Below are 16578 nucleotides of genomic sequence, written 5' to 3' on the forward strand. Positions count from 1 at the left end.
GACCGATGGGTTGATTATCTTGATGGGCTGGTGGGTGAAGAAAAAATAGTCAAAGTGATTAAGAAAAGGAGCGCCTGATATGGCTATGTTATCCGTAGTGAAAAATGAAGATTTACAGTTGATGCCTGAGCTTGACCGAATGATTCGTGAACCTGAGTGCCGCGCTATGACCACGCTTTCAAATTCGACGCGCTGGCGCATGGAACAGGAAGGAAAATTTCCAAAACGCATCAAGATTGGGCCATCAGCAGTTGCGTATCGGCTTTCAGAGGTACAGGCTTGGATTCGAGGCGAATGGAAATAAAATATTGTTGCCCTCACCGTTGGGCGAGGCAACTATATATAGTGCTTAGGCTATCTCATTAGGGTTGTAATTATCCGACTTGGTACCAATTTTTATTAAACGGTCTTTAATGGAAACTCTGTAAATTACGTTTTTAATTACATTTCCGCTAGGTTCCCTTGTTTCAAGGGTAAGTTCATTTTGTACCATTTCTTGTAATGAAACTTCTGCGAATGCATCGCCTTTGAATTGTGATGGTATTACGAAGAACTTAATCAAAATATCATCGAAATCATCTATAGATTTGCTATGAATCTCCATTAGATACAATTGAAGCTCTATATATCTTAATAGCTCACTCGAGTATAGTTCAAAATCCAGATTATCATTTAACTCCCAATGTTTTACATCTACTGCTGTGATTTCATTACCCATTGGTAGCATGTAAAAATCTGGACGTTGAGCATTTTTTTCACGCATTTTATTTGGGTAAGACCAGTCTTCTTGATGTACATGAATGAAACCCTGGTTTGTTTCTTCAAAATGTGTAATGGCTAGAGCTTCGCCCAAATCACCTTTTCTTTTATTGTTTGAGTTAAGATATTTCTCATTTATTAATTGGGTCATCTCTTTTAAGTTTTTCATATAATGTATCCCTATGTATTATTTTTTTATATTTAGTTCACGGTTCTGTAATTCTTTTCTAATAATGCGCTTGATCCATGCTGCTAGGGATTCGTCACCATCAATTTCTTGGGCTTTCTCCATCATTTCCCTGAGTTCCGGGTCTAAACGGAATTGGAAAGGCGGATTACCTCTACGTTCATTCTTGTGTGTTGACACGTTAATTACACCTAATGTAATGTGTTATGTGTAATTACACATTACATACGAATCATGAAAAAAGCAACGCCCCAAAAGTGCTTGGAACCACTTTGGGGCGTCTAACCAAACCGTTAACTGGAGTAACGACTATGGCTGGAACACAGCATACCCAAACTCACCCTAAATTTACATGGTTGTTCCTAGGAATGCCTAAAGGACACACATGTAATCCAGTAGTTCTTCGAACGACAGCTGCAACAGAGGAAATTGCGCGTGATGCTTTCAGCGGTTGGGAACTGACCTTCGCAGCAAAAATTCGAACTGAAAGCCCATATTCAGTCACATGGGCAGACCATGACAGCCAGACCCTTTGGTCAATTATCGGCGGGAAAATCGATGCTTCGGGGGTTGCTCATGGCTGATATGCACAATCTCCAGTTACTTATAGACGCTAACTACAATTGTGACGCGAACACAGCGAAACAGGTTTTAACAGCTGCTGATGAAGCTGGTACGACACTTCCGCTTGGTTTGGTATCTATAGGTAACCTGATGTACTTCGCATCTTCTAATGAAGATTACGACGAAGAATCGTTACGTGCCGACATGTTCAATGTTGGATTACTCATGCGTTGCTTGGGCAACTTTCAGGTAGCTATTAGGACGGCAGAAGAAAATGCTGGTGCTGTAGTGCGTAGCGAAAAAGAGGGGGCCGCCGAATGATTAGCAACGTGAAATTTAACGAACTCGAAAAACGCGTAGATCTGCTGGTGGATAAAATGCTTTCGCTCGAGACGCAGATCAAATCGTTAACTGACAGTCAGGGAGGCGAAATTCCTCCTGGCATGACACCAGTTGCGACGTTGGCGGCAGAGTTTGGTATATCGACCAAAAAGGCTGAGGAGCTGGCGAAGAATACCGGGGTTATGCTGGTTAAGCTGAAATCGGGTGGTTTTATTGCACCTGATGAGAAATTTAGAGAAGCGGCCCGTTTAGTTCTTCGCAGCGCCAAACGCAAATACGGATCTGCTTACTGGTTCCATCCACTGATCGGCAAGTTCCAGATGAGTGGGGGAATCCCAAAATGAAAAGTGCTCCGAACCTGAAACACCTGCCAAAGGAAAAGTTTACAGAGGCCGTTATTTTTGCCGGTTCTGATGCATATGCCCACGCTAAGGGATGGGAAGAGGGGCTAGGTAAGCAAATTGCCGAAGATACGACGCCGCCTATCTATCTGGGGCCAAAGCAGCTGGCAGAGCTGGATAATCTGCAAATTATTGATAAAGGGCGCCGTAGTGCCCGTGTGTATCTGGCAGGGAGCATTGAGCCGATACTGATTAATGCCATTGGTGAGAAGCTGGCGCGGGCAGGAGTGCAGGATGCCAAACTTTATAAAGGTATTCCCGACCGACATCCAGAGGACTGGCATGATTATCTGGAGAGGATCAGGACGGATAGCGTTGTTGTCGATCTTCCGGTCACGAAACGTGAACCAGCCCATAACGGAGTAGCACCGGCATTGAATCAGATGGGGGCCAGCCAGCGCGGGGAGGTACTACTGGCTCGTTATGATGACGATCTGGCTATTCATGCCGACTCTGACACGGTTCATCACTATAACGGCATAGTGTGGAACCCGGTGCCGGATAAGGAGCTGCAGCGTGAAATGGCGCAAATTTATATCGATGCTGAGGTGGCCTATTCACAGAACGCCATTAAGTCAGCGGTGGAAACCATGAAACTGAGCCTACCGGTGATGGGCGTGACGGCCCGAAACTTGGTTGGTTTTAGCAATGGGGTATTTGATACCCGAACGGGGCAATTTCGGCAGCACAGCAAAACAGACTGGCTGCTGATCGCCAGTGAGTTGCCTTTCAGTCCACCAGCCGAAGGGGAAACGGTGGCCAGCCATGCGCCTAACTTCTGGAAGTGGCTTCGCCGTTCCGTGGCCAACAATGACCGAAAGACAGATCGTGTATTGGCTGCGCTGTTTATGGTGCTGGCGAACCGGTACGACTGGCAGTTATTCCTGGAGGTTACAGGGCCGGGTGGTAGCGGCAAGAGCGTGATGGCGGAAATCTGCACCATGCTGGCGGGCAAGGCCAATACAGTGTCGGCCAGTATGAAGGCGTTGGAGGATGCCAGGGACAGGGCGCTGGTGGTCGGCTACTCGCTGATCATCATGCCGGATATGACCCGCTACGCTGGCGACGGTGCCGGGATAAAGGCCATTACCGGCGGTGATAAGGTTTCCATCGACCCCAAACACAAAGCGCCGTATTCGACCCGGATACAGGCTGTCGTGCTGGCCGTCAATAACAATGCCATGACGTTCAGCGACCGCAGTGGCGGTATCTCGCGTCGGCGGGTGATATTCAACTTCACCGAAGTGGTACCAGAAAACGAACGTGACACATTGCTGGCCGAGAAGATAGAGGGTGAACTGGCCGTGGTGATTCGCCACCTCCTTACTCGTTTTGCTGATCAGGACGATGCTAGGCGCTTACTGCACGAACAACAGAAGTCAGAGGAGGCTCTGGCGATTAAGCGTGAAGGTGATTCGCTGGTGGACTTCTGCGGCTATCTGATGGCATCCGTAGTGTGTGATGGGATGCTTATTGGCAATGCCGAGATAGTGCCATTCAGCCCGCGCAAATATCTGTATCACGCTTACCTGGCATACATGCGAGCCAATGGTTTGAACAAGCCAGTATCGTTAATGCGGTTCGGTACTGATATGCCGGGAGCAATGGCTGAGTATGGGAAAGAATACCAGAAGCGGAAAACTAAACACGGCATCCGCTCCAACGTAACCCTGCATGATGATTCTGGTGACTGGATGCCATCATGTGCAGCTACTACTGAGAATGAAGGGGTAGAGTAAAGTTATAGATAAAGTGTTCACCAGTAGTCATCCCGTTAAAAATCCAATTAATAACAGGGTGTTCAGAGGTGAACACTTATTTATTAAGTATTCACCAAGTATTCACCCGTTCACCTTTTGATTGCTTTTTGCCCTATAGGGTGAAGGGGGGTGAACACTAGTGAATACCTGAAAGAATGGTCTTCACCATCTAACCAACTGAATTTAATTGATAAAATTTCAAAGGTGAAGAGGTGAATACTTAAAGCATGTTATTTTAGTAAGGAGAATAAGGCTGATGCCCCAGCACCAATGACCGAAGCAACTGTGCTATTTTCCAGTACCTTAGCCAACAAGGATTTTGCTTCCTGATCTCCGCTTTTGGCAATTTTTTCGACAAATTCGTGGACTGATATTTGCATTAGTTGGTTGTTATTATCTCCGATCTGGATCTGCGCATTATTTAAACCCGAGAAGTGAAAGTTTGGTGCTAATTGTCCCCGATTCTTCGAGGCTTTCAAAACAACAATCTTTGCTTCACTATCAATATAAGCAGACATTGCTGCTATGTATGAAGTGACATCTCTTTTATCCGGAAAACTAAGACCATCTCCACGTAGAGTACGGTCGACCTCAGCCATTTGCTCATAGACACGGCGAACCATCACCTGAAGTAGGCAACGAGCTTCATTAACGACCGTCTCAGGTAAGATTCCACATTCTGAAGCTAATTCTCCTGCCTGCTCAAGTATGTGGACACTTTCGTTTTCAATATAAGGTTCGATAAATCCTCGCCAGAAAACGTCAACTGTAGTACCCGCAAATTTAATGCCTTGAAAGCTAATTTTTGACCCATCGAAACGCTCAACTTCAAATTTTGGTCCAGCAGTCATAAACGACCATTTTGTGACTAGTTGTATAAGTCGACTATCAGCAGCTTTTACCAATTTCTCAATGCGGGCAAAAACGATTGTTGGTTGGTGGCCTGGCAAACCTAAAACTTCCATCAGCTTTGACTCCATTAGTCACAAGTATCAAGAAAGATTACGAAATAATTACGAAAATCATTAATCGATTTTAATGATAAAAAACATTTTACTTACCACTTTTAGTGATCAATTATTGCGCATGTACCATCAACGACGATAAGGATGAAAAGATGGCAGAACGAAACAATAAGCAGCGAGATAAAAGCAGTACGGTTCATATCGATACTGAAACTATGAAGAAGATCGAAGAGTACCAGGCATTCATCCGTAAGAATCATCCGGAGATGCCGGTACCCACTAAAGGCCAGATAGTGCGTAGCAGCGTGAACTACTGGCATCAGCAGACGCTGGGGGCATGGGTATGAAATCCTGGTACACCATAAAAGCGACCAGCGATGCCGCCAGCGCCAATATCAGTATTTACGAAGAGATTGGCGGCTGGGGTATCACTGCCCAGCAGTTCTCTGAGGATCTGAAAGCCCTGGGCGATATTTCCCATATCAGCCTTCACATCCACTCACCCGGCGGGGACGTGTTCGACGGCATCGCTATCTACAACCTTCTGAATAAACACCCGGCAAAAGTCACAGTGCACATCGATGGTCTGGCCGCCTCTATGGCGTCAGTCATTGCGATGGCCGGCGACCGCATCGTTATGCCGGAAAACGCACTCATGATGATCCACAAGCCGTGGGGCATTTCAGGCGGTAATGCCAACGATATGCGCGACTATGCCGAGTTGCTGGACAAGGTGGAAAGCGTCCTGATCCCGGCTTACGCCCGCAAAACAGGTAAATCAGCCGAAGTGCTGGGGGCCATGCTGGAGAGTGAGACCTGGATGGATGGCCGTGAGTGTGTGGCTCAGGGCTTCGCGGATGAGCTGTTACCGGCGGTCAGCGCGATGGCCTGTATTGAATCGAAACGAATTGAGGATTTTGAGCATATGCCAAAAGAAATTAAAGGGATGATCACCAACCCGAAAGGTTCCACCGGCAGCGCGGTACCGGAACAGAACCGCATCAACGGAATTAAAGACCTGTTTGCTATGTTCGGCGGTAAGCATGATTCACTGAAGATGCAGTGCCTGGAGGATGTGGACTGTACGCCGGATAAAGCGAAAGACATGTTGCTGGCCTCACTGGGCAAAAATGCCACCCCGTCGAACAAAACCACTGATGCACACATTTACGCAGGTAACGGCAACATCACCGGCGATGCTATCCGCCAGGGGCTTTATTCCCGTTTGGGTCACGAACGCGCCGAACGCGGAAACCCTTACGCCATGATGAGCCTGTTTGACATGGCTCAGGCTTCGCTGGTGGATCGCGGTATCAGCGTTAGTGCTTTTGGCAACCGTTCGCAGATTGTGAACATGGCATTTACGCACAGCAGCAGCGATTTCTCGCATATCCTGGCTGGTGGCGCTGAAAAGTCGGTGCTGACCGGCTGGCAGAACAGCGGCGAAACATTCCAGCAATGGACTAAAACCGGCTCGCTCTCCAACTTCCATGAAGCCAAGCGCGTTGGACTGAATGGCTTCTCTGAGCTGGATAAGGTGCCGGAAGGTGCTGAGTATAAATATGTCACAACTAGCGATAGTGGCGTACCTATCGCTCTGGCGACGTACGGCAATATCTTCTCCATTACGCGCCAGGCCGTCATCAATGACGATTTGAACCAGTTAACGACCATTCCCCAGGCAATGGGCCGCGCTGCGGCGCGTACCGTAGGTAATCTGGTCTACCTCAACCTGACAGCGAACAGTAAGTTCACCGATGGTAAAGCGCTGTTCCACGCCGACCATAAAAACCTCATTGCTAAAGGGATGGATACAGACGGACTCAATGAGGCCCGTAAGGCTATGCGCCTGCAGGAGGATGCAAACGGCGACCCAATCAATGTCATCCCAGCCTATATCCTCGTTCCTGCGGCTCTGGAAGGGGCAGCCAATCGCGCGGTGCTCTCATCTTCCTCGCTGTTCCCGGTCGACCAGGACGGCACACTGAACCAGAACCCTGGCATTATTAACGTGGTTAAAGATATGGCTCAGGTGGTGGTTGAGCCGCGACTGGATAAGGCGGACAACAAGCAGTGGTATGTTGCGGCGGCACAGGGCACAGACACCATCGAGGTAGCTTATCTCGACGGAATGGATACGCCATATCTTGAGCAGCAGGAGGGCTTTACCGTTGATGGTATCGCCTGGAAGGTGCGCATCGATGCAGGTGTGGCTGCGCTGGACTACCGCGGGCTGGTCAAATCGAGTGGGGCATAAGAGCAGCGGGGCGGCCACAACCGCCCATTTCACGTGGGTCCTCCGGGTGGGGCGACCTGCCACGGGGCGGCGGCATCGCGGGAAACGGCTCGTTTTTGAATTGTATGGTCATCATCATCATGTGCTAACTGATTGATTTTAAATGCATGAAAATAATGAAAAACAGGAAAGATGATGGATTGTATGTTTTTTGTTCGTCATCTTTGGGGGTAATGATGAAACAAATACGGTTGACGATTACTGAGCTGGCTGGCGCCACGGGGATGCACCGGCAGACAGTATCAAAGCGCCTGCGGGATATTCCACCCGCACCAGGCAGCAGCTGTAAGAGAAAACTATACGACCTGAAATCAGCCTTATCGGCAATCTATTCCACCGGGGGAAGCCAGAATGCAGAACACTGAAGTAATGACAAATATCAAACTGAGCGGGTCACTGGCTAAATTATTTGGAAGGGAGCACCAGAGGGTTATCGGGCCAACACGGGAAGCATTTAGAGCGTTATCAGCCACCATTCCTGGATTCCAGAAGTTCATGAATACCAGTAAAGCCCGCGGGTTGACGTTTGCAATTTTTGTAGGTGAAAAGAATGTTGGAGAGGATGACCTGGCATTCCCTAATGGCGGTCGGGAAATTCGTATAGTTCCTGTAATTATCGGTAGTAAGAAGGCTGGTATCTTCCAGACAATACTAGGCGCGGTCATCATTGCGGCTTCAGCTGTCGGGAGTTATTTCGCACCCGGTAACCCATTTTCAGCATTTGGATATAAGGTTGGTGCAGCAATGATGTTAGGTGGTGTCGTTCAGATGTTGTCACCGCAACCAGCCGGATTAGCCAGCAAACAGGATGCCGACAATAAAGCTTCCTACGCCTTTGGTGGTGTGACTAACACCGCGGCTCAGGGGTATCCTGTGCCACTTGGTTACGGTAAGCGCCGCATAGGCGGCGCTATAATTTCGGCAGGAATATATGTAGAAGATAAACTATAGCTAAACCCTGTTCAATTTAAGTAAGGTTGTCGATGATATTTTTAGTATAGTCGAACTTGTTATTCCACTCGGCAACCACTTCACGAGTCATTTTGTTTACTCTTCCTGTTTTTATGTTGTGAGTATTGCCGGATACTATTTGAATTTCATTGTTGTTATTTAATGCTGAATCGAATGATAAAAAATCGTTCTGTTCTCCAAACGATCTATTTTCGTGCAAGGCTTTTATTGTTCGCTCTTTAAAATTAACATCACAGCGAGAACCAAAAATAACCCCTTTTACCAAAGACACTTCATGATGAAGTATTTCTCCTGCTGACCTTGTTTGAGAGAAGATTACAAGTCGGCTTTCTTTCTCATATTCCCAGTGTTTATTTTTAGAGATGAAGCATGAACTGTCTGTAAAGACATTGTTGAATATTAACGACCATAAATCAACTTGGCTTACTCTATCTAAATAAGTTACGTCTTGCATTTCTACTTTTAATACATCCCCTCCATAAATGTGCTTTTTTAATTCTGTCTTTCCATGTTCAAAATCATAAATCAAGACACATCCCTTAAAACCATTGGCATAATGCGACCACATTAGATAATTAAATGGGTCTTTACTAAAGGAAACAGATAAGAAATTAATTTCATCCTTTAGTCTGCAAAATTTACCAATCAAAAATGATGCGGCAGAATCAATGTCTTGACCTGATGCTAGATTATGGTTTTCTATTATTTTAGCTACATCTCTTTGGATTTGTGATTTATCTTCAACTATCTGCATTAAATTCTGGTTGCAGAATAATTTGTTTATATCTATATAAAAACTGTCATCTTGAGGTTTTGTAATATAATCTGAAAAATATATCCCAAAATAATTTAGATGTTCTAGAAGTTTTTTCCATTTTTCGATGTCATCCCAAAGCACAGGATTGAACCACAAATCCATTGGATCGTTTAGCGTGCTGTTGGAAGCGAAAAAAAGTTCGTTATATCTTATTGATTTTTCGAAATAAGTGTCATTTCTAAAATATTTAAAATAATACATATTTGAGAGTTCTCTTTACGTTTCCAAGTGTATTGCAAAGTGTATTGCAGCTCTTAAAACGACAAATATGATATAGGGGAAAACGCTTTAAAACCAGTGGGTTGTTTTCAAAGCATTGCATGATGAACCACATTTATGTGGTTGACAGTATTTTCAAGGCTAACCTCACCGGACAGTCGCATGGTTATACGGCATTGAATACGCCAGAAACCCCGACAACCGATGAGCTTATGGCCGCAATGACGGCCTGTACGGATTGGTATATCCAGTATGTCCGTACTATGCGAGCTGTTGACCTGACTAAAATCATAACCTTCCGTTTCGTCGATGGTGGGCGGGGTGAAATGAGCGTGATTGATATGCTCAACCATGTCCTTTTACATGGAACCTATCATCGCGGTGCTGTGGGCTGGCTGCTATCGCAAAGTGGGGTCACGCCGCCTAAAGATGTGCTGACCGTTTTTCTTAGGGATCATCACCATACAGGCTAGCCGTTTTAAAGTCTGTCGGCGTAACGGGGGTACCAGCGAAGGGGTATTTTAATGAGATACATCGCCGTAGCGTCCTCCCTTACCAGCACAAGTATCGGCATCATTGTGTTGATCTTTACCTTAAAATTAAGGAGTTGCATTATTTTCTAATGAGGGGAAGCTCGAACGGACAAATCAAAAATACCATCGTGTGTAGACTCAACAGCATTTCAGCGCGCAATAATTGACATTCAAAAGGAGTTATCCCGATGTTTACCCATATGCGTATTGCCAGGCCTGTTACCGATCTTAAAAGATCGGCCATGATGTATTGCCTGGGTCTGGAATTACAGCACGTTGGCGGATTCAACGATCACGACGGTTTTAATGGTGTGATGCTAGGGCGGAAGGAATTAGGCTGGCATATGGAGTTCACCGAATGCCGACATCATCCCGTACAGCCTTTGCAAACAGAAGAGGATTTACTCGTCCTCTATTATCGGCAAGAAAATGAGTGGCTGCTCGCCTGTGCGAGAATGCACGAAGCCGGTTTCGCCATCGTGCCATCGTTTAATCCTTATTGGGATATTAATGGCAGAACGTTTGCGGATCCCGATGGATATAGAGTGGTATTTCAGAATAACGCATGGCCTAAATAGGCCATGCGTTATTCATAACCGTTTATAACGTCAATTAATACCGAATAATGTGCGACGGATAAGCGTTGTAGGGCTTGAACAAGTGACCGCGTGATGGATGTTGCGGCTACAGCCCTAACTCGCTAAGCCCGGGATGATCGTCCGGGCGGCGTCCCTGAGACCAATGAAACAGACGTTCATCCTCGCGGATGGGCAGGTCGTTGATGCAGGCAAAACGGCGCTGCATCAGACCTTCGTCGTTAAATTCCCAGTTTTCATTACCGTATGAACGATACCAGTTGCCGGAATCATCATGCCACTCATAGGCATAGCGTACGGCAATGCGATTGCCTTCAAACGCCCAAAGCTCTTTGATGAGCCGATACTCAAACTCCTTTTTCCATTTCCGTGCCAGGAATGTCTGCGCTTCAGTGCGACCATTGACGAACTCGGCACGGTTACGCCATTGCGTATCGAGCGTATAGGCCAAAGCAACTTTGGCCGGGTCACGGCTATTCCAGCCATCTTCTGCGAGGCGGACTTTTTCAATGGCGCTTTCACGCGTAAAAGGAGGAAGCGGTGGGCGGCTAGTGCTCATAGGAGTCTCCGGGTTAGCAATGTAGACAGGTCTGTCTACTTAGTGCTAAAATATTCCGACTACCAGCGTTTGTCAACGGAGAAAAAAGACGATGAACAGGGAAAACAGCAACCCGCGCGCCGTAAGTGCCAAAGAGAAAATCCTGACATCCGCACACACGTTATTTTATCTCCACGGTATTCGCGCTACGGGAATAGATAAAATTATCGAGCATGCTGGCGTCACCAAAGTGACGTTTTATCGCCACTTTCCCAGCAAAAATTTACTGATCCTCGCTTATCTGGATTACCGCCATACCCTATGGATGGACTGGTTTTCCAATACGCTAAAACAGCACGATGTAACGACGCCTGACCCAGTGGAAGCGTTGCTCTCCACCCTGTGCCTCTGGTGGAGCGATCCTGACTTTCGCGGCTGTGCGTTTTTGAATGCGACGACAGAGATGAGTGAGGTACTGCCCGAGGTTGAGCAACTGACTCGAGATCATAAAGCCGCCGTGGCCGCCGAGCTGGCGACACGGTGGTCACTGGATGATTCAGCGCTTGCTGCCGTTGTCATGGCGCTGGATGGCGCTATCATGCACGCGCAGATGGGCTATCCCGTTGATCGGGTCGCAGGGCAGCTACGCCAGATGTTAAACGCGCTGTTGGCTGCTAGTAGGTAAGCGTAATCACTACCGTATCGGTATAAACGCCGGGAGAGGGCCATTTCTGCGCGGGGATATTCCCGTAGACCACCAGCTCCTGCGGCTGTCCGCTGCTGGAGTATTGTTTCTCCTGGTTGTCTTGTGACCATGCAATGGAATGCGCGGCGTCCTGATAGAGGCCGTAGCTGACGCATTCGTCGTTATGGCACAGCGAACGCGCATTGCCGTCAGGGTGCAGACCATGGCCTATTCCGACGGAATACGACGTACCCGTTGGGCATTGAATGCTGATGTTGGCGGTTGAACTTGCCTGCAACAAATTCGTCGCGGCGGGGGTTTTGCTACCAAATTCCATATCATCGGTGCTGACAATCTCACAGCCATTTTTCACCGTCGCCGTGGCGCTGATTTGGTCAGTAACCAGTGTCCCGGAGAGCCCGCTGCATGAGGGCAACGACTGTATTGATGATGCTGAGGCGTAGCGGATCTGTACGCTGGTGGCGTAATCGTAATATGTTCCGGCGCTGATATCCGTCTGCCCAGCGTTTATCTTGCCGATGAGCGGAATATCATGCTCGACGTTACTTTGACTCCCCCCCAGTTCCATATCAATTTGCGCGTAAACGTCACCGTTTTGACTCAGGGGATGGTGCAGATCGTAAATGGAGTAGAGCGAAAAATAGAGCGGTGTGGTCGAAGGCTCATTCTGGCTCATGGGGATAGGATCATCTGCCATGAGCTTCAGGCAGGCGCGAACATACTCGGCCTTGCCATCGTAGTTATTGCAGGTGAACGACAGCTTTGTGCTGGTGGTACTGCTTGCGCCTGGCGTAACGGTGCCAAAATTGAGCCCGGGAGGGCTGCCGTTCCAGCAGTCTGCCGCTTTTGCGGCAGGGCACAATACCACCATTAGCGCCAGAAGCAGGCTGATGAACCCTAATGAGCGAGTGACTGACATAGCGCGTTGATGACCTCTACGGAATGGGAATGACTACGCTGCTGCGGCAGCGTCACCTGACAGGATGAAGATGCCCATTGAACGCTAACTTTGCCGCTAGCCGGTGGGTCTTCAAGGTATATTTTGCCATCGTAGCCAGCGATGGTTTGTTGCGTGCCGTGTGATGGCGCTTCACCTTGCGCCGTACTCACGCTGACCTGCGCCGAGAAAGGCACGTTTTTACCGTCAGCGGTTTTCACCGTCATCAGTAGCGCATGGGTTTTATAAATGGTGAATTTAGCCAGCGCGCCGCTGGCGGTTTTCGGGATCAGTACCTCGCTGGTATAAGGTGCGCGGTATTCTTCGTCCAACTGGAGCACATCGATATCCAGACGGTTTTCCTGATACGGATTAAGGTTATTGAGGAACAACATCCCATTGTTATCGGTATGACCGACAGGACGGTGTTCCAGATAAACCGGTACATCGGGTACGTTAGAGGTATCAACAATGGCAAAGGCGCTACCCAACACGCGGGTGGCATACAGATGACCCATAAACAGGCCAAGCGCGCCAGACAGAGAGCCATAATAATCGCTGGCGTTGTCCTGGCGGTTAAAGCCCAATGCCATATCGCTCCAGTGATTACGATGCTGGACGGTAGCGTGGACGGCGGCGTTATCCCCATTTTGGGCCGACATGTTCCAGCCCCATCCCGGCTTATTCGCATCGAGCGAGTGTGCCAGACTCGCCTGCATGGCGTTGCCATCGTTATCATGGCTGTCTTGCAGCGAGAGGTAATCTTTGTGCTGGTTAAGCGGCATGCTGACGTTCAGGAAAACCGTCGTATTGCGTTCCTCGCCCAGTTCACGGGTCAGGCTGGTGGCAAGCGTAATGCCATGGGCGTAGCTTTTAGACCACGACACGCCAGCATACTGAGATGAGGAGTCCTGATAGGTTTGGTTCACCCAGCTCACCCCAAATGTGCCGGCAGCATCAAAAGTCACGCTGGCAAACGCGGAATCTTCACGGGTCGTCAGGGTATTGTCCGCAATTGATGACACGTCCCGATAACCGTTGCTGGCCTGGGAATGGTTGAGTGCGACGTTATAGCGGCGGTTATTCCACTGCCAGCCGGAACCCCACTGCGAGCCGCTATTATCATCATACTGGCTGTTTGAGGCGTTAAGATGAAATACGCCGAGCGTCGGTGACAGCAGGTAATCCCAGCCCATCCCTTCATTGTGCAGCTGCACGCTTTGCTCGGCATGTAGCCCAACCGTCGATTTATTACTGAATCCATAGCGCCAGTCGCCGACGCCGACAAATTGGCTGTCATAGCTATTTGATTGGTAGGTGTAATCTTTTCGTACCCAGCCCGCGCTCACGCCCCAGGTATTTAGCCCTGCAGAGAGTAATTGCGTGGCGCCATAGAGATCGAGATTCACCACGCGCTGCTGGCCGTTGATGTCGGTAATCACCACCTGCGCGCCTTCGTTGCCGGTGAAAATCGGCGCGGTATTGAGGGTAAATTGCCCGGGGTCAACGCGCTGCGAAGACGCTTTCACCCCGCGGACGTACAAATCCACGGTTGATGGCAGAGTGACGCTATCGGTCAGAATATCCTGCGATGAGGTGCTGAAGTTAGGCTGTGTGGCGTAGTTATGGGCAATATTGATGCCGCCAAAACGTACGCTGTTGTTCCAGCTTTGGCTGGTGGTAAAACTGTCGCCCAGCGTCATTGAGAACAGTTTGTCGACGTTTTGATACACCCAACTGCTCATTAACCGACGCGTGCCGCGTTCGGCGTCGGTTGTGTTGGTAGTGTCTTTGCTGTTAAACGATGAGCTAAAAAAACCGGGTCCCAGGCCAAAGGTCCGAAACTCGCTGAAGAGTGAAGTATCCTGCTCACCGCTTTCGTGACTGGTAAAGATGTTGTAGTTCAACGCCAGACCACGGACTTCAGGCGAAAGCTGAGAGTTATGAACCAGGTGCGAACCATTGCGGTTGACCAGGCGGCTGTCACGACCCAGCCACTCTTTGCTGGCCACAATGTTGATGCTCTGACTCAGATTATCAAAGGTGACGTCCAGGCCATCCTGAGGGCTGAGATCGAGATAGCCCTGTTTTTCAGGCAGAGAGGCCGTTTCGATGTCGAGTTTTTTGGCATCGTTGGCGGAAATATAGAGCTTATTATCCCTATTTTTGGCTTTCACGAAGCCTTTAATCACCTGCCCGTTCACCGTTGCGGTCAGGTAAAGCGTCGCATTTGCTGCAGCGTATGCGTGAGTGCAGACCAAAAACCAGAGCGGTAGGGTATTACGGAGTAATATTGATGGTCTGTTGTTTCTCATTATCGTTCAGGTTTAGTGATAAAGATGACGCATTAGTCATTCCTTTCGGTAAAGGCCATTCCTTTTCACTTTGAGGCAGTACGTAGCCAAGCAACCCTTTACTCATCGACACGCTTTGTGCACCGGCGTGAAGCGTGATGTCGCTTAACTTGAGGTGCTGTGTGCCATTGTTACGGACTTTAAGCATCACCGGATGCGCGAGACGGTCGATGGAGAACGTCACGCGGTTGAGATCCGGCTGCTGGTCTTTGCAGTTCACAAAAACCGGGATGGAGTAGCGTAGAAGAAAGCGCACGCCATCTTTTTCTGCCATGTTGTTACTGCCGGGCAGTTCATCTACCACCAGGCGATAAGCCCGCTCGGTATCGCCGCTTGGCGGCACCGGGAGGATCACGCGGATAAGCTGCTGGCGAGCCGCGGGAATGCTGGTCATCGGCGGGCTAACCAGCAAATCTTCGGTGTCGCTGAGGGAGTCTTTGTTGTTTTGCTGGTGCCAGGCGTAAACGCGAATTTGTGCGCCGATAGCCGCGCTACCGACGTTTTTCACGTAGATAGCCTGGGCGGTTTCCCCGGCACAAAAACCGACGTTCACCGGATACACCTGCAGGGTGGCCGCATATGAAGGCAGGGCTAATAGCGCTCCTAAAGTAGAAAGAATGATGCCAGCCAGTTTACGTTTCATATGCTAAGCCCGGAGTTAAATTAGTAAGTGACGGTGAGGGTTACGGTATCGGCGTAGTCGCCTGCGGGCGCTTGCGCCAGCGCATCAGAAGCCACTTTGCCGTAAATTGGGATCACCTGAGCGGAGCCGTTACCGCTGCCAGAAATCGCGGTCGTAGAGAGGTCGCTTGTTCTGTCGGAGTCACCGTACAGGTTGTAGGCCACCGTTTCCGAAGCGTCTTTGTTTTTCATTGCATAAGTGCGACCGCTCTCGCTGGTGAGGCTATAGCTGGTGCCGTTGGTGCAGGTCACAGAGGCGTCTGCAGAAACGTCAATTTCACCGGAGTCGCTGGCGTGTGAACCGAAATCCATATCAGCAACGCTTATCTGGCAAGATTTCTCGACGGTTAATTTGACGTGCATATCCGCAGATGTCGTCAACTGTGAATCATCTGCAAATGCAGCAGATGAAAATAAAATGCTAATCGCAGTCAGCGTTAATACAGTGGCTTGACGGTTAATCATTTTAAAACTCGCTAAATATTAATAATTTTCGGGGTGGGATAATAACGGCGCGGAGAATAGAGGTTGGGAATAATCTTAGAGTGAGTAATCGTGCTATGTCTAAGAAATGTGAATGAACTGATCTGATATTTACAATTGATAACTAGTAGAAAAATCTTGCGCAATGCCTGGCGGTATTGCGCAATAGCGGTTAACGCAGGGTACGAATTGCCGCGATCAGCCGTTCGACGCCTTGTTCCAGCTTCACGCGCGGGCATCCCGCATTCAGACGAATAAAGCCGTTGCCTTCTTCGCCGTAGGTATAACCCGGCATAATGGCGACCTTCTGCTGCTTAATTAACACGTCCTGTAGTTCACGATCGTCAATACTCAGCGGGCGTAAATCAATCCACGCCAGATAGGTTGCTTGTGGCATCGCCCACTTTAATTCCGGGAAGGCGGTATTCAGCGTCTGCTCGATATAACGCATATTTTCCTGCAAATAAT

20 protein-coding genes and 2 pseudogenes are annotated in these 16578 nt (G+C 48.6%); 12 read left to right on the forward strand and 10 right to left on the reverse strand.

Annotation, left to right across the window (positions count from 1 at the left end):
• Positions 1 to 79 precede the first annotated feature (79 nt).
• Positions 80 to 304: a helix-turn-helix transcriptional regulator gene (locus GKAS_RS18400; RefSeq protein ID WP_035896361.1), complete on the forward strand. Its 225-nt coding sequence runs from the start codon at positions 80 to 82 to the stop codon at positions 302 to 304.
• 45 nt (positions 305 to 349) lie between these two features.
• Here GKAS_RS18400 and GKAS_RS18405 read toward each other — a convergent pair whose 3' ends face one another.
• Positions 350 to 928: a hypothetical protein gene (locus GKAS_RS18405; protein ID WP_035896362.1), complete on the reverse strand. Its 579-nt coding sequence runs from the start codon at positions 926 to 928 to the stop codon at positions 350 to 352.
• An 18-nt stretch (positions 929 to 946) separates the two neighbouring features.
• On the reverse strand, positions 947 to 1126 hold the full coding sequence (locus GKAS_RS24935; RefSeq protein WP_035896363.1) for a hypothetical protein: 180 nt from the start codon (positions 1124 to 1126) through the stop codon (positions 947 to 949).
• 131 nt (positions 1127 to 1257) lie between these two features.
• Between GKAS_RS24935 and GKAS_RS24135 the strand changes: the two genes are divergently transcribed.
• Genes GKAS_RS24135 through GKAS_RS18425 form a run of 4 tightly spaced genes read left to right on the forward strand, consistent with a single transcriptional unit; the run spans position 1258 to position 3992 of the window.
• Complete coding sequence (locus GKAS_RS24135; protein WP_072011433.1) at positions 1258 to 1530, forward strand: host cell division inhibitor Icd-like protein; 273 nt, start codon at positions 1258 to 1260, stop codon at positions 1528 to 1530.
• A complete protein-coding gene (locus tag GKAS_RS18415) occupies positions 1523 to 1831 on the forward strand; it encodes a hypothetical protein (protein WP_035896379.1) in 309 nt (102 codons plus the stop codon). The genes GKAS_RS24135 and GKAS_RS18415 overlap by 8 nt, the downstream gene beginning before the upstream one ends.
• Entirely contained in the window at positions 1828 to 2196 is a 369-nt protein-coding gene (locus GKAS_RS18420) for a hypothetical protein (protein ID WP_035896364.1), read from the forward strand. Before GKAS_RS18415 ends, GKAS_RS18420 begins: the two co-directional genes overlap by 4 nt.
• Complete coding sequence (locus GKAS_RS18425; RefSeq protein WP_035896365.1) at positions 2193 to 3992, forward strand: DNA primase family protein; 1800 nt, start codon at positions 2193 to 2195, stop codon at positions 3990 to 3992. The genes GKAS_RS18420 and GKAS_RS18425 overlap by 4 nt, the downstream gene beginning before the upstream one ends.
• Positions 3993 to 4243: 251 nt before the next feature.
• On the opposite strand, the pseudogene GKAS_RS25590 reads toward GKAS_RS18425, so the two are convergent.
• Positions 4244 to 4426 (reverse strand): annotated as a pseudogene (locus GKAS_RS25590) (hypothetical protein); the annotation flags it as partial.
• 704 nt (positions 4427 to 5130) lie between these two features.
• Between GKAS_RS25590 and GKAS_RS18435 the strand changes: the two are divergent.
• The 4 genes from GKAS_RS18435 (at position 5131) to GKAS_RS18445 (ending at position 8225) form a co-directional block, all read left to right on the forward strand.
• On the forward strand, positions 5131 to 5325 hold the full coding sequence (locus tag GKAS_RS18435) for a hypothetical protein (RefSeq protein ID WP_035896367.1): 195 nt from the start codon (positions 5131 to 5133) through the stop codon (positions 5323 to 5325).
• Complete coding sequence (locus GKAS_RS18440) at positions 5322 to 7235, forward strand: ClpP-like prohead protease/major capsid protein fusion protein (RefSeq protein WP_035896368.1); 1914 nt, start codon at positions 5322 to 5324, stop codon at positions 7233 to 7235. The genes GKAS_RS18435 and GKAS_RS18440 overlap by 4 nt, the downstream gene beginning before the upstream one ends.
• Positions 7236 to 7498: 263 nt before the next feature.
• Positions 7499 to 7639 (forward strand): DUF1441 family protein, encoded by a 141-nt coding sequence (locus GKAS_RS25595; protein ID WP_231625927.1) that lies wholly within the window; start codon positions 7499 to 7501, stop codon positions 7637 to 7639.
• Positions 7626 to 8225: a tail assembly protein gene (locus GKAS_RS18445; RefSeq protein ID WP_035896369.1), complete on the forward strand. Its 600-nt coding sequence runs from the start codon at positions 7626 to 7628 to the stop codon at positions 8223 to 8225. Before GKAS_RS25595 ends, GKAS_RS18445 begins: the two co-directional genes overlap by 14 nt.
• 16 nt (positions 8226 to 8241) lie before the next feature.
• On the opposite strand, the gene GKAS_RS18450 is transcribed toward GKAS_RS18445, so the two are convergent.
• Positions 8242 to 9264, reverse strand: coding sequence for a DUF2971 domain-containing protein (locus GKAS_RS18450; RefSeq protein WP_035896370.1), 1023 nt, complete (start codon positions 9262 to 9264; stop codon positions 8242 to 8244).
• A gap of 80 nt (positions 9265 to 9344) precedes the next feature.
• Between GKAS_RS18450 and GKAS_RS18455 the strand changes: the two are divergent.
• Together GKAS_RS18455 and GKAS_RS18460 are read left to right on the forward strand one after the other, a co-directional pair.
• Positions 9345 to 9755: pseudogene (locus GKAS_RS18455) on the forward strand (DinB family protein); the annotation flags it as partial.
• Between the two features lie 248 nt (positions 9756 to 10003).
• Positions 10004 to 10393 (forward strand): VOC family protein, encoded by a 390-nt coding sequence (locus tag GKAS_RS18460; protein ID WP_035896372.1) that lies wholly within the window; start codon positions 10004 to 10006, stop codon positions 10391 to 10393.
• Positions 10394 to 10499: 106 nt separating this feature from the next.
• Here GKAS_RS18460 and GKAS_RS18465 read toward each other — a convergent pair whose 3' ends face one another.
• Positions 10500 to 10970: a nuclear transport factor 2 family protein gene (locus GKAS_RS18465; protein WP_035896373.1), complete on the reverse strand. Its 471-nt coding sequence runs from the start codon at positions 10968 to 10970 to the stop codon at positions 10500 to 10502.
• A 91-nt stretch (positions 10971 to 11061) separates the two neighbouring features.
• On the opposite strand from GKAS_RS18465, the gene GKAS_RS18470 reads away from it, so the two are divergent.
• Entirely contained in the window at positions 11062 to 11634 is a 573-nt protein-coding gene (locus tag GKAS_RS18470; RefSeq protein WP_035896374.1) for a TetR/AcrR family transcriptional regulator, read from the forward strand.
• Here GKAS_RS18470 and GKAS_RS18475 read toward each other — a convergent pair.
• The 5 genes from GKAS_RS18475 to GKAS_RS18495 form a co-directional block, all read right to left on the reverse strand.
• Positions 11624 to 12574: a Csu type fimbrial protein gene (locus tag GKAS_RS18475; RefSeq protein ID WP_035896375.1), complete on the reverse strand. Its 951-nt coding sequence runs from the start codon at positions 12572 to 12574 to the stop codon at positions 11624 to 11626. The genes GKAS_RS18470 and GKAS_RS18475 overlap by 11 nt on opposite strands.
• A complete protein-coding gene (locus GKAS_RS18480) occupies positions 12553 to 14907 on the reverse strand; it encodes a fimbria/pilus outer membrane usher protein (protein WP_051910802.1) in 2355 nt (784 codons plus the stop codon). Before GKAS_RS18480 ends, GKAS_RS18475 begins: the two co-directional genes overlap by 22 nt.
• Positions 14873 to 15589, reverse strand: coding sequence for a fimbrial biogenesis chaperone (locus GKAS_RS18485; protein WP_035896376.1), 717 nt, complete (start codon positions 15587 to 15589; stop codon positions 14873 to 14875). Before GKAS_RS18485 ends, GKAS_RS18480 begins: the two co-directional genes overlap by 35 nt.
• A 20-nt stretch (positions 15590 to 15609) precedes the next feature.
• On the reverse strand, positions 15610 to 15990 hold the full coding sequence (locus GKAS_RS18490) for a Csu type fimbrial protein (RefSeq protein ID WP_246870748.1): 381 nt from the start codon (positions 15988 to 15990) through the stop codon (positions 15610 to 15612).
• Between the two features lie 292 nt (positions 15991 to 16282).
• Positions 16283 to 16578 (reverse strand): aminotransferase class I/II-fold pyridoxal phosphate-dependent enzyme (locus GKAS_RS18495; RefSeq protein WP_156105160.1); only part of this gene is annotated, 296 nt, incomplete at its 5' end.

Origin of the sequence: Kluyvera ascorbata ATCC 33433, assembly GCF_000735365.1 — a bacterium.
In the GTDB taxonomy this organism is placed as follows: Bacteria; Pseudomonadota; Gammaproteobacteria; order Enterobacterales; family Enterobacteriaceae; genus Kluyvera; species Kluyvera ascorbata.